Raw genomic sequence first — 14,664 nt, forward strand, 5'->3', positions numbered from 1 at the left:
TCACTTCTGGTCGTTCACCCCGATGGAGATGGTGAGCGTGGGCTCATTTCCGGTACCGAAATGTGTGATGGTCCCGTCCGGGTGGTGGAGTACGAGATGGACGCCGAGCACCCGTGCCGCCACGGCCGCGTAAACCTCGAAGAATGCGTCGTCGCGGGCCGAGGACCGGTTGAGCAGCAGCAGGAACCGCTGAAGGCGGGTGAGTCCCGCCTCACCGATCTGGAGCGAGCCGCTGAGCATCTCGGCCTGGGTGCGTCGGCTGGTCGTCATTTCCATTCCTACGCGGACCAGTTCGTCGACCGTCGCGCTGTCCCGCGCGTTCGGCAGAGGCGCGTCCTGGGGAATGTCGTTCTCGGTGAGGTGGCTGCCGAGCCATTCGTGGACGCTATCAGCGGTGTTCGACGCCTGTAGTGCCGGGATCTGGTCGAACAGCTGCGTCTCGCCCCGCCGCAGTACGTCCGCCAAGGCGTCGGCGAAGCTCGCGCCGGTCCCTGCCATGGCGGGCAGAGCTCCCCGCGCAGGCAGCCCGAGCCCCTCCGGCACGCTGAGCCAGGTCCCGTCGGGCTCCGGCGACACGGCCGTCCCCGCATCCAGCGACGCGTCCGAGAACGGGTCGTTGGACAGGTCGCTGGAGCGGTCGTTGGAGCGGTCGTTGGAGCGGTCGTTGGGCGGGGCGTTGTCCGAGGGCGTCACCCCAACGTCCGAGGGGGTCACCACCACGTCCGAGGGCGTCACCACCACCGAAGGAACCGGGACCGCCGGGGTGAAGGGAACGTGGACCCGCCCGCCGTTGGTGCGCAGGACGAGTTCGACGGGGCGGTAGGACAGGTCCGCCGCGCGGTCCGCCGCGTACAGCGCACGCTCGATGTCGGTGGGGAGCGCGGTGGTCTGCGCGTCCAGGGCGTCGGCGAGAGTGCCGCCGTCCTTCAGCACCTGCCGCACGGCGTTCAGCGACCGCTGGACCCCGTCCGGGACCTCGCCGGCGTCCAGCCAGATCTGTGCTCGGGCGTCCTTCACGGTGAACCCGTCGACAAGCCTGGCGGCGAACTCGTCGCTCTCCAGCGCACGCCAGTCGTGAATGTCCTGCGCGGCGAGGACGGCCGGGGCGTCGTAGACGGCCGGTGAAGGCTGCGGCGGGGCGATGCCGAGGCCGAGCACATCCTCCAGGGTGGGGCGCAGCACCACGTTTCCGGTGACCCAGCGGGTCCCGTTCGGGCCGGTTACCTCCAGGACCACGTGCGAGGTGACGGTGAAGCCGAGTACGCCGCTGTCGTCCGGCTCGCCATCGGCGTTCTCCGAGGCCGGTACGCCGTACTTCAGGATCTCGCGGCGCAGGCCGGTGGCGGCGGTGGCCTGGCCCTGGGAGATGTTCTCGCCCGCCAGCGGGATCGCACTCGCGAGCGTGTCCTCGTTGGTGTCCGTCAGCCCGCCGCTCACCGGCGCGGTCACGGAGGGCGAGAGCGTACGGCCTGAGCTGCTGGCGATGGTGTGGGTCGTCGTGCGGATCCCCTGGGAAACGACGTCCCTGCTGAGGCTTTCGAGCTGCGGGCGGTACAGGGTCGTCACGATCTGCGCGGAGCCGCCGGAGGCTTCCCTGCCGGTGAACCTGGCCGCCTGAGCCGGGGTCAGGGTGACGTTGCCGCGCCGGATGAGGTTGCCGACGCGGCGCATGGTGGCCTCGGCGGAGAGCGAGGTCTTCGGCAGGCCCTTGCCGCGCAGGCCGGGGTCGACGGCGTCCAGCGCGTCGGTGAGTTCGTCCAGCGCGTCGAAGTCGTACACGACGAGCGGCTGGGTCGGTGTCCACCGCGATGTCTCCGCCAGACGGTCCGGCCGGTCCAGGTGCGCGCGCGGGTCGGCCGCGTGGACCTGCGGTGTGATCAGGACCGGCGGCGGGGCCGGGAGTTCAACCGTGCCGTCCTCGCGCACCAGCGGAGTCTCGCTGCTGGGGAACCTGAGAGTGACAGTGACGGGGGTACGGGCGACGGCGGGGGCGGGGAGCGCTCGGGGGACCGTCCTGGTCGTTGTCCGGCCGAGCGCCTCGTCCATCCAGCGCGTCAGTCCGATGGTGTCGCTCGCCGAAACCACGCCGTCGGTCAGCAGTTCCGTCAACTTGCCCAGCGAGGCGACTCGGTTGGCCAGGTAGCCGAGGGCCGAGTCGTCCAGGCGCACCGAGGTGGCGATCACCTGGTACTCGTACGTCAGCTGGAAGTTCGCCGCGTGCCGGAAGCTGCGCGGCCAGGTCTGGGTGTGCCGGGTGGTGGTCTCCGAGGTACTGCGGGCGTTCACGGAGGAGAAGGACGGCGCGCCTCCCGCGCTGCCGGACTTGCCCACGCCCGGGTGGGGGGTGTACCCGCCGTCCACTTCGAAGGTGACGGTGGTCGCCGTCGACTGGGCGGCGGTCCGCGTGACGGCGCTGGGCGCGACGGCGAGGATGTTCTCCAGGCCCGACCACGGCAACAGCTCACCGCGTGTCCCCCGCAGGTCCGTGCCCGGCGCGGGGCGGGCGTTGAGCGCCACCCGCACCAGGTACAGGCCCGTACGGCCCCGGTAGGGGACGTGGAACCGCTGCCAGTGATTCGCGCCGGCCGACGCCAGTGCGCGCAGGCCGGTCACGCCGCTGACGTCCGCGACGCGCTGCGCGAGCCCGCGCACCTGGGCGCCGCTGCCCGGCGTGAGGGAGCCCGGCGCCTCCCGCTCGACCGCCGCCGTGACGGCCTGGGTGAAGTCGTCCAGGCCGCCTGCGGGAAGCGCGTCAGGCACGGTCCCGAACCCCAGTGACCTGCCGCCCGACCGGGCGAAGTACGGCGGCAGCAGCCGGTCCATGGGCAGCCGGGCCGGTTCGATCCCCGCCAGGCGGGCGAGTCGCGGATCGCTCCTGACCGCCGTCTCGCTGACCCAGAAGACCACTGCTCCCGGGACGTGCACGGCGGTCGCCACCCCGTCGTGCGGGCCGATACCGACACTGTTCGCCACCGCGTTGCGGTGCCCCTTGTCCAGGACGACGACGTACGTGGCGTCGGCCCGGAACCCGTGGAGCTTGTTGTCGGCGTGGTACTCGGAGTGGATCCGGTCGGTGAACGCGGCGTCGGTGTCCGACTCGCTCCCCGACCGCGTCGCGCTGCGGCCGCCGCTCCCCAGGAGGGTGACGCTCCCGTCGCCGGTGCGGGTGCCGGTCACGCTGAAGGCCAGCTGACCCGAGCGGCTGGAGGTGGTCCCGCGCGAGGCGGAGTCCGTGGTGGTGAGGTCGTTCTCCATGTACGTGGCGGCCTTGGGGTCCTCGGGCGGGTGGCCAGGACCCTCGTAGACCGCCCCGTGCAGGTAACCGCGTACCTCTCCCTGGACGTCGGTGCCCAGCAGGGAGCCCGCGGCGTCGGCGTCGAAGACGTAGACGCCGCGGAAGATCTGGGGTCCGCGGGAGAGCAGGCTGGTCGACGACAGCGCGTTCTGCGCCACCTCCTGCGCCGTGCTCTCCGCGTCCGAGATGGGCTTGCCGACGGTCAGGTCCTTCAGCCACCCCGCGCCCTCCTTCAGTACCCCCGCGGGCAGGGTGACGGCCAGCGGCAGCACGTCGGCCACCTTGGCGCCCTGCTCGGCCGCCCGTTGGACGATCCGGGCGAACGCGCCGGGCTCCGGGTGGCCCGGCTGAGTGCCGGCCACGAGTTGCTTGAACGCCTGGGTCAGCGCGGCGCTGCCCATCACCACGTTCACATGGGCGTAAGCGGGGAGCAGCAGCGCGTCCTGCGGCCGGACGCCGTCCGCGTCCGGCAACATCCGCGCCTTGCGGAAGTCGTCGTCGGTCGCCGGGCGGCTGGTCGCCGGGGCCGGCAGAGCGGGGCGCGCGTCGAGGGTCCGGCCGGGAGGCACGGTGAGAGCGATGTTTCCGTGCACCGGGGCGAACGTCGTCAGCGGAGTGTCGCCGTTGGCCCAGAACACGCCCATGCTGAAGGTGGACGGGATGTCGAACTGCGCGAGCCCGCCGGTGGAGACCGTGAGCATGTCGAGGCCGAACCCGGACGAGGACCCCGCGGTGTTGCCGGCGATCTGCTGCGTGCCACTGGCGCTGGAGGGGATGCCGCCTGTCACGGTCCAGTCGCCGGGGGTCTCGCCGCCCAGGCCTGCGGAGAAGTCGCCGGAGAGCGAGTGGCTGGAGCTGTGCCCTTCGCCGCCCGCGACGGACATGCCGTTCGCGTTCATCGAGAACAGGCCCGGCAGGTTCTTCCGGTGGGTGGGATAGGTCCCCTCCCTCGGCTGCACGTCCAGGTGCGCGCTGATCCGCCAGGTGTCGTACTTGAACGGCAGGTTGAAGTAGAGGGGGTGTCCGCCGTCGATGATCTGGCCGAGCGCGCCACGCAGTCCGATCTGTGAGCGGGCCATGGTGAGTCTGCTGGCGTTGGCCAGCCACGCGTAGAGGATGGCGCTGTCGTTGAGCCAGTCCAGGCGCTGCGGCTGGGAGGGGGCCAGGAATCCGTTGTTGCGCAGCAGGGTCTCCAGCTGATCGAACAGCGCGTCGGTGCCGGTGACGCTGAGCGGGGTGGCCGAGATGCCGAGCGACAGCAGCCCCACCAGTTCCGACGTGAGGTGACGCTCCTCGCCGGGTCGCACCGGGACTCCGTTCGCGTCGGCCAGGCTGGGCACCCGCATGGTCTGGCCCGAGGGGCGCCGCAGCTCGAACGGTTCGGTCCTGCCGCCCTTGGCGCGTACGAGCGTCGCCCGGAAGGTGATGTCCGCGTCCACCAGCAGGTGATCCCCGCTGAGCAGGCTGAACCAATCGTACGCCGTCCCGCCGGAGTTGAGGCTGCGGTTCTGCTGGTACTTGTAGCCGCCGCCGAAGACGAATTTCCCGTCCGGGTTCGCGTCGCCCAGGAAGTTGGTGGTGAGGGTGAATCCACCCTTGGCGGCGTTGGAGACGGACAGTGCGTTCTTGGCGCCGATCTGGTGCAGCAGGCTGCTCTCCAGCAGCACATTGTTCGACTTCGCAAGCAACTCGTGGTGCAGGTGTGTCAGTTCGGCCGACATCTCCAGGTAGCCGATCGGCTCACGGCTGCGGTCGAAGAGTATGGGTGAGGGGTACGCCCCGGCCAGCATCAGGGGCAGGCCGGTGCGTTGGTTGTTCTCGTCGAGGAAGGCGCGGAGTTCGTTGGCGGATTCCTCCGACAGGCGGCGCAGGTGGGGGCAGAGCTGGTCGGCCGCGAAGATCGCGTCGGGCAGTGCGTTCGGATCGCGGACGGTGTCCACCCGGTGGAGCGGGAGGTCGTGCGTCAGTGTCCGCGGGTCCGCCGGAATATCGTGCGGCGACACGGGTCCGAACGGGCGCTCCGGCACGTTCTCGGTGAGGTAGTGGGGGAACCACGCGGTGAGCCTGCCCGGGGAGGGCGCTGCGTCGCTCCAGCCGTTGTCCGGGCCGCCGACGGGCACGGCCTTGAACTGCCACAGCATTCGGTAGTCGTAGGCACGGGAGGGTTCCGAAGAGAAGGCCAGCGCGGACATCGCGGTGAAGTTCTCCGGGATGGTCACCACGACGGCTTCCTGATTGTGCGTCAACGTGAACTTGGGGGTGAAGGTCTGTGAGGCGGCCGCCGGGTTCGTGGAGTTCTGGAGCAGCCAGGTCCGCCCGTACGCGAACGGGAGACTCCGCACGGTGCCGCTGCCGCTGGTGGCGCTCGACTCGACGACGGTCCTGTTGCGTTCGTCGATCTGGACCCGCCGGCCCTCGGCCACGTCGTCCGCCATCACCGGGGCGGCCTCCGGATCCGCCAGGACGGGCCGCGCCGACACGTCGTACTCGCGGCCCCGGAAGGTCACCCTGCGGGACATGCCCTTGGCGCCCAGCAGGTAGGGCAGCGCGTCCAGCAGTTCTTCGGAGTCATACGCGGTGGTGATGTCCTGGTCGAGCTTTTCCGTGCCGAGGGTGCTCTGTACTTCGGGGTCCCGCGTGACCTCCGTGCCCTGGGCCTGCTCCGCTGTGCGGATGGCGCGGCCGAGGTTGTCGTGCAGCCAGTTCACGGTGTCCGCCGGGAACGGCATGGCGTGCACCGACCCCTGGAGTCCTTGGTGGCCGCGGCCGAAGTTCGCGACGATGTCGGAGAGTTCCGGGTCGGCGGGGACTGCCGGGTCGGACTCGGGCTCGCTGCCCGGGGGCTCCTCGGCGGGCGTTCCGGCCGCTGTCCCGGCGGTCGGCGGGACCAGGGGGATGGAATCTGTGGCTTCGGCGCGGGCGGGGTCATGACCGTCCTCCCTGCGACGCCTGTTCCTGGCAGGCCTGGTACGCGCGGGGCGTGTTCCGGAGTCGGACCGGGTGCCCGCGTTCGCCGCCGGGGGCTGGACCGGGAACACGCCGGTCCTGGCGTGCCCGAAGTCTTCGACCGGGTGTGCGCCGCGCCAGGCCGGGACCGCGTTGCCCGTGCGGTGCGAGGTGAGGACGTGATGCCCCGCCGGGTCGGTCGCGGTCGCGTCCGTCCGCGCCCCGGTGTACCAGACCGTGCGGCCGAGGCTCCGGGCGAGGGTCGAGGCCAGGTCGGCCCTGACGTCGTCGGGGAGGCCGGGGATGTCCAGCACCAGAGGCCTGGTCAGCTTGGAGGGCACCAAATCCGGGTCGACGAGCAGCAGTTTCACGAGTTCGCCGAGGCGCGCGCGTGCCGGGCCCGCTCCGAAGTCCAGGAAAACGTATTCCGGGTGCTGCGGGTTCCACCCGGCGCGCACCATGTAGGGGTCCGGGATGTCCTCCCCGTCCTCGTCCTGCCCCTGCCAGGGAGCTGTCACCAGCTTGTCGTGCAGTTGGACCTGCGAGATGTCGATCTCCACGGAATCGCCCGAGAAGTCACGCCCGGCGGTCTGCTCGTCCAGTAGGGGGCTCCACAGCGTGGTGTCCATCCCGAAGGCGTCGCCCTCCAGGTCGAACGCCGCCAGCACGTCGGTGTCGTACGCGTCACGGCCACGCGCGAACGCCGTGGTGGCCAGCTTCCGTGCGGCGTCGAGCCGCTTGTCGTACGCCGGTGTCCCCGGGGCCATCTCCCGCCGGTGCAACACCCTCGCGGCGAGCGCGGCGACGTCCGTGGTGCGCCGGTCCAGCAGGTCGTGGGCCTTGACCCGCGCCCAGAACATCCGCGAACGCTCGGCCTCGCCCGCCTCGTCGGGGCCGGACAGCAGCAGGGCGTCGACGGCCTCCCGCGCCAGGTCCGTGAGGTCCGCCCACGCGGCCGCCCCGGCCACCGTGGGCAGCGGCACGAACGTGCTCAGGTGCGTGCCGGGCGCGGTGCGCGCCGCCGCGCCGAGCGCCGCGCGGTAGGCCGCCCGGTTCACCTCGACGTCGCCGTTGGCCGGTGTCGTCCCGTAGGCCCTGCCCACTTCACGCAGCAGGTCCAGCGTGAAGGGCCCGGCGTCACGGAACGTGGGGTCGGCCCGCCACATCTCGTCCAGCGCGGCTGCCCCGCGCAGCAGGCCCGCGTAGTCGGCGTCGTCGTCCACCTCGTTCCCGAACGTCAGCCGCAGCGCCCGTACCAGCCGCAGAGTCCTGACCAGTGTCTCCTCCGGCACCTCCCCCGGCCCGGTGTGCAGGCGGGCCACCCGCGCCCGGCGGTCGAGCGCGGCGCCATCGGGCTCCGGGAGGTACTCGACGATGGGCAGTTGCCGACCCTGGGCGTCCGTCCACAGGAACCAGGTGTACGCGCCGTCGATCGACGACCCGACGGAGCGGATGGCGCAACGCGTCCTGTGCCGCGCCACGTTCGCGAAGCGCTGCCCGATGGAGATGTCGCTGAGCGGGTCGGGGACGAACGTACCGGCGAAGGCGTCGCTGTTCGTCGGGAGCCGGGGCACCGTGCTGTCCGCGGGCGAACCGGCCCAGCAGATCGACAGGAGGAACCAGTCGTCGTCGTCCAGTTCGACCGAACCCAGCATGTGCCTGAACCACGCCTCGACCTCGGCGCCCTTCAGTGGCCGGGACGTGCCGTCCTCCAGCGGTACCAAGATGGAGTCCGGTCCGCCGTGCGAGGCCACCAGCAGCTTCTTGCCGCCCGCGTCCGGCAGTTCGTACTGCACGGAGTCGGTCCCCGTGGCGGGGTTGTGGTACCTGAACCTCTTCATCCGGTCGTGCTGGCGGTACGCTTCCTGCCTGCCGCGGGCGAGGTCGGAGGGCTGGAACGCGGAGACACCGGTCACCTTGCCGGTCGCCGCGCTGACCACGGCCTTGGTCAGCGCCTGGCCGTACCAGTCCGGAACGTCGGCATCGGGATCGGGCGCCCTGCCGGGCAGGCTGGCGAGCCAGTCGCCGGTGGCCTGGCCCAGCGGACGGGTCACCTTGACGGTGATCGGCTGCCGCACGTTCTCCATGACCGACAGGAAACCGGTGTACGACCACACTTCCCTGCCAAGCCGCTCCGCCAGCAGCAGCGGCAGGCGGCGGGCACGGTCGCCGCCGTGCGGAACGGCCAGCACGACCGGCGCGTCCTTCGGCAGCTTCAGCAGCTCCGGGTCGTGCGCCATCAGCTCGACGAACTCGTCGATGTCGAGGTCCCGGGCCGTACCGTCCGCCCACGGCACCTCCACCCTGTCGTGCCGCCCGCGCGCCCCCACGAGGTACGCGGCGTCGTCCCACGGCGCGAGGGCTCCGCCGGTCAGGCTCATCGTCCCGTCCGGCAACTCCTTGTACGCGTCGACCACACCTGTGTCGATCTCGTTGGTCCGGGTGTCCATCCAGTTCAGGCCCGCGACCCGGCCCAGTTCGGTGAAGCGGCGCTCGGCGGAGAACACGCCCTGCTGCTGGGCGTGGAACGCGGCCAGCGCCACCACACTGCTCGCCCTGCCCACCGCCTCCGCCGCCTCGACCAGCGCGAACAGTTCCTCGTGCACGGCACCGTCCACGGCGTCGTCCGGCATGAGGTGCAGGATGCGACGGGCCAGGGCGTCCACGTCCAGCGGGCCGCCGCGCAGCCGCTTGTCGTTCCGGCGCGACGCGTCCAGCGTCTCCAGGACGGTCGGCGTCCCGGCCGGGGCCGCCGGGGCGACCACCGGCGCGACGAGTACGCGCCCCGCCGTGGGGGCCGCGGAGCCGCCGAGCGTTCCGTCATCCACGAACGACGCGACCCCGCTGTTGCTCGCGGGCGCACGCCGCGGCCCGCGCGAACTCCCGCCCCGCCGCGAGGAACGCACCCCGGACGCGCCGCCCGCAGGGCTCTGCGCTACTGCGGCCCAGTCGCCGAGGCGTGGGCTGTGGTGCTGGGGGACGAGAGCGGCCGAGGACAGCCCCAGGTCGACCCCGAAGGAGGACGCGGCGGAGGTCAGGACGGTCCGCAGCGTCTGGGCGAGCTCCGGTTCGGGCACACCGCGCGCGGTGTAGTACGAAGTGATCGACTGCCGCAGCCGTCCCCAGGTCAACGGGGGCTGGTTCGGGCCCGCCATCCGCTGCTCCAGCGCCCAGAAACCGCGCAGCAGCGCCTCGAACGTCGGGCGGTCGTCCTCCAGCAGCGGCCCGTAGACCACGCGGATCGCCCGGACCCAGCGCTGCACCTCCGCGCCACGCGCCCGGTCACCCGTGACCTGCTGGGCCAGCCTGCTGAGTTCCGGAGTGGTCGGCTCGGGACGGAAGCCCACCCACCAGTCGCCCTCGGCGAGCTGGAACCGTACGCCGAGACCTCGTTCCGGGTCGGCGGGCGCGAGGGCCGGCTCCTTGCCACTGGCGGTGGTCCAGACCCACCGGTCCCAGCTCGTGGACAGCAACTGGCCCGCGCTCGGCCGCTGCATCGGATCGTGCGGCTGCTCCCCCGCCAGGTCCGCGCCCATGACGACCACTGCCGTATCCCCCGGCTGCACCGCCAGATCGGGATCGGCCGCGAAGAAGAAGTCGACGACGCGCGCGTAGTCGAAGGACGCGATCCGGCCGTCCGCCAGGGGGAGTTGGGCGTACCGGCCATCGCCACCAAAACCGATGGCGTACGCCTTCTTGAAGGGCAGCGGGTGGCTCGGGGACTCCGCCACCACTGACCCGCGGCCCGGACCGTGCGGTTGCGGCGAGCGCCGCACCTGGGTGAACTGCTCCGCCTCGGGCAGCAGGCCGTAGGTGTCCTGACGGCCGTCCTGCCCGTCCTCGCCGGGGCGTGCGGACGTCCCCACCGGGATCCCCCGCGGATCGCGGTGCTTCACCCTGGGCAGCTGGTCCAATGGCACCGGGGTGCCGTCCACCGCCACGATCTCGGGTGTCCAGCGCACCGGCGGGGGCGTCTGCGCGGGGTCGGCGAGGTCGTCGAGGACGCTCCGCGCGGCCTCGACGACCGCCCGATCCCGGTCGTGCAGCTCCGGGGGCACGTTCGCCAGCCGGGTGGTCGCCAAGCCGACGAGCTGGTGCAGACGCTGGAGGTCGTGGGCTTCCAGCGGGTTGCCCAGCGCATAGGAGGCCAGCGTCTCCGCGATGACTTGACCGTCGGTCACGGACATCAGCTGCTGGGGCGGACCGCCCACCTGCCTCATGCCTTGTGTGGCCATCGCCAGGAACGCAACGAAGGCCCGCACCGCCGGATGGCTCACGATGCGCCGCACGGCCTCGTCGAGGACGTCGTCGGACAGCGGGAGCGGGAACGCCTTCGCCCGCTCGTAGGAATGCCGGTTGAGCACCGAGAGTTCGGTGACGGTCCGCTCTGTCTCCTCGGCGCTCATGAGCTGACCGCTGTGCCCGTAGGACCGCAGCTCCAACAGGATCAGGGCGGCCTGCAGCCGACCGTCGTCGGTGTCCAGCGGGTAGTCGTCCATGGCGACGGCGTCGATCTGGCGGATGACCTTCCCCTGGGACGTACGCCCCGTCAGTGTGCTGGTCAGATGCTCCCGCGGGCTGGGCTTCCCCTCCGCGGCGACGTCGAGGAACCCGTCGGGAAGGCGAGGGATAATCGGCAGGAACCTCTTCCGGTAGTACTCCAGGACTTCCATCAGCCGGGCGACGAAGATCTCGCTGATCTCGTCGTGCCGCTCGTTGAGGAAGGTCCGCGTGCGAGGCCGCAGGGACCGCAGTACAGCGTCAGACGGATTCCGGGAAGCCAGCGGCAGGTAGTTCTTGACCAGAGCCCTGCGGGTCTGGGCGAACAACGGCCTGGCGGTGGCATGGCTGCCCGCTTGCCAGGCGTATCCCCAGATCTCGTCGACGTCCGGGATGACCGAAAGGAACGGCAGGAACGGTACGAAGTCCGTCGGCCCCTCGCTGTCGCCGACGACGCGGCGCACGAAATCCGCGGCGGTCTGCTGCCCGAATATCCTCTCCGCGCCGTGCACCGGCTTCAGCGTCTCCACCACCAACCGCTTGCCGCCGAAATCCTGGAGCGCCCTGAGTCCGACGGCGACGGTGCCCGCTGTGGGTTGTGCGTAGGCAGGATGGTTGGCCCCCATGGTGCTGGGGAGGACCGTGACCTGCTCGCCGAGCTCGGTGACCGACCAGCCGTCGACGTCGGCCAGGAGGTCCTTGAGCGGTATCGCGGTGTTCCTGGCATCCGTGATCCCCAACAGGTTCCGGCCGAGCGCAAGTTGGGCCAGACCATCCGCCACGGGCAGCCTCCGCTCCTCCTCGTGCGCCGCCATCGGGTCGAGGACGAACTCCGCGATGCAGTGGGACTCGGGGGTGGACTTGGGCTCGCCCGCCGGCACCGACTCCTCCGCGGCGTAGAACAGCCCGGTCACGGCGCTGCGCCAGAAGTTGGCGAAGTCGACGTCGATCTTGATTCCGGGCCCCTGGGCCAACGTCTGCTTGAGAGGGCTCCCCGGGTGCCCGGTGAGGTCGATCAGCAGCACGTGGCGGTCCTCGACCTCCAGGCCGACTGCACCGTACCGGTGCTCGGTCGACAGGTCCGTCACCGCGTGCGCCGGGGACGACGACTGCACGAACTCCGGCAGCGCCTCCGCCGCCACCCGCCCCGCGGAGTCGATCACCACCGCCCGCGCGTCGAACGACGACAGATCGGGCGGAGTCGCCGACACCTCACGGCTCTCGCCCGCCAGGACGTCCACCCACACCACGCCGTCGTCGCCACCGAGGTGGTACGCCGCCCACGCGTGCCCCAACGGACCGTTCGCACGCCACGGATCGCCCTGACGCCGCGCCAGCACCAGGGCCACCGCACCCGCCTCAGCGCCGGCGACCGCATCGGCCACCGCGTCCCACGACCGCACCTGACGCCAGCCCGGCCCCGCCACCAGCCCGGAGGTCGCCGACCCCAGCTTCACCGCCGAGTCGTCCAGCGTTACGGGCGAACGCACCCCGGCGGGGAACAGCCCGTCCCGCAGCAGTCCCAGAGCCGTCAGGCACCGCTCCACGAGCACACCGTCCGACGGCACCTCCTCCGCCACACCCTGCGCAAGCCCCAGCAGCTCCGCACGCCCCAGCACCCGGGGATCCGGCGTGGAGAAGGCGAGGCTCCTGCCGTCGCCGTCCCACCCGTCCCACCGGGAACGCAGCCCCAGGCCGGTCCGGAGCACATCGGCCAGTGCCACCGCCGACGGGGCGTCCAGGCCCTGCTCCCGCAGCCGGTCGGCGACCTGCCGTACCGCGCCCCGGAACTCCGCTCCCGCGTAACGGGAGTCGGCGAGCACCGGACGCGGCTCCAGCGGCAGGACCAGGAAGACGGCCGTGGCCCACACCCTGGCGGCGTCCGCCTCAGCGCCGTCGGCCGGTGCCGCCACGGCGAACTCCTCGTACGCCGACTGCCAGACACGCCACGACACCTGCGCCGCGACGGCGTCGAGCCCGGCCGCCCAGGGGCCGGACCGCCGCATCAGCAGCCGTACTTGAGCCAGCGGCGGCAACCCGGACACCGGGAGGCGGTCGCCGCTCATTACCGCCTCCAGTTTCAGGCTGGGGCTCAAGTCGATGCCGAAAGCGGTCAGTTCGGTGGTTTCGACGAACTCGCTCCCGCCCAGCCGCAGCGGGCTCCGCGGCAGGTCCTCCGCCGTCACCTGACCGGCGATCCAGGAACGCTGCGCGTCGTCGAGGAACACGCCGACGGCCTGTTCCGTCCCCTCAGCGCTGGCTTGCGCCATCAGGTCGTCCAGCGGGACTCCGAGGTCGCGCAGGCGCGCCACGGCGTCCTCCAGCCGCCCCCGCGCACGGTCCAACCGGGCCGGGTCGCCCACGGCGTCGGCCAGGGCGCCCGTCGCAGCCGCGTGTTCCACCCGGGCGAGGGCGACGCGCCTGCCGGAGGGCGAGGACAGGTTCGAGTCCGGGTTCAGGTCCAGGTCCGGGTCCAGGTCCGGGTCCAGGTCCAGGTCCGGGTCCGGGTCCGGGTCCGGGTCCAGGTCCGGGCCCGGGCCCGGGTCCAGGTCCAGGTCCGGGCCCGGGTCCAGGTCCGGGGTTGCGGCGGGGGCGAGGACGGACTCGGAAACGGGCGTGGTGACGGGGTCGACGAGTACCGACTGCTGAGCGTCGGAAGCCGTTTCGATCCGCCTCCGCTTGGCGGACGGAGCCGCGCCGCTCGTCCCGGCCGCCCGCTTGCGGTCCGGTCGGGTCGAGGGCTCGGAGATCCAGTCGGCGGCCGTGCGCAGCTGCCCGTCCCGGTTCGGTGCCATGGCAATGGTGGTCCGGCCGTTCGCCTCGGTGTAGAAGTCCACCAGGCCGTACGCGGTCCACCACTTCCTGCCCGTCGTGCGGTGGCCGGCGTCGAGCAGCGTGCCGACGGCCGGCCCCGTCCCGCCGGTCCTGCTGAGCGGGAGCAGCACGATGACGTCGGCGTCCTGCGGGATGCCTCGCGACCGCAGATCGTGGGCGAGCAGCGTGCCGAAGTCCCCCGCGGGCACCTGCCCGGAGAGCAGCGCGCCGCCGAGGGCGCCCCGCACTCTGACCACCCAGGGCGCCGGGCCGTCCGGCGTGTGCCAGACCGCCGATTGCGTGGTGTCGAATCCGGGTGTCCGGTCGGGCCCGAACTCGATCAGGGTGACCTCGCTGAGGTCGAAGTCGAGGTCACCCGCCTCCGCCTCCATGTCGCGGCCGACCGGTGTGCCATCGGTGTGCCGCATCAGTGTGTGCCCGGACAGCAGGCCCTGAAGCTCCAGGTGGTACGCGCCCAGCTCCTCGGCCCGGCCCTCGTCGCGTCCGGCGGCCACCGCCTCTGCCACCAGCCGGACCAGCTCCGGGCGCCGCGCCGGGTCGGGACCACCCAGGTGCAGGACCCGGGCGGCGAAGGCGTCCACGTCCCAGCCGAAGTCCTGGAGTTCGGTCACTCCCTGCCGGGCCAGACGGAACCCGGCGAGCGCCGCCAGGCTGGGGGCGTGGCTCATCTCCGGAGCCGCCGCCACCCGTATCAGCTCGGCGCGCTGGGCATCGGTCACGGTCGCGCCGGGGTCCAGGACGAGCACGTGGCGGGTGATCCCATCCAGGTCGAGCGGCCCGTCGCGCAACTCGGGAACGGCCGCCCGCAGGGCGTCCAGCCGGTCCAGGACGTCCCGCGGCGGGGCGGGCGGCACGACGCGGGACGGGGCGTCGCTGCCGTTGTAGTGCTCGCCGCCCCCTCGCTTGGCTCCCGGGCTGTAGTGCAGTTCGGTCACCGTCGTGGCGCTCGGCGGTCCCGCGTCGGGACCCCGGTCGCTGGTGGCTCTTCCGTCGGGCCCACGGCCGCCCACGACGACGCTGAACCGTACGCCGAAGGCGTGCGCCAGCAGCATCAGGAAGGTGTCGCCCTCGGGGGTCGCCCAGTTCGC

The 14,664-nt window shown here is 72.0% G+C and carries 1 protein-coding gene (only partly in view); it reads right to left on the reverse strand.

Features of this window, described 5'->3' with window-relative positions; genetic code table 11:
• On the reverse strand, nt 1-14,664 hold the 3' portion of the coding sequence (locus tag ACLLJJ_RS02810; protein WP_434587653.1) for a lonely Cys domain-containing protein. Its footprint extends 26,211 nt past the window's final position; only the last 14,664 of its 40,875 coding nucleotides appear in the window; its start codon lies off the right edge, out of view; its stop codon occupies nt 1-3.

Source organism: Streptomyces sp. A5-4 (assembly GCF_051131715.1).
Taxonomy (GTDB): Bacteria; Actinomycetota; Actinomycetes; order Streptomycetales; family Streptomycetaceae; genus Streptomyces.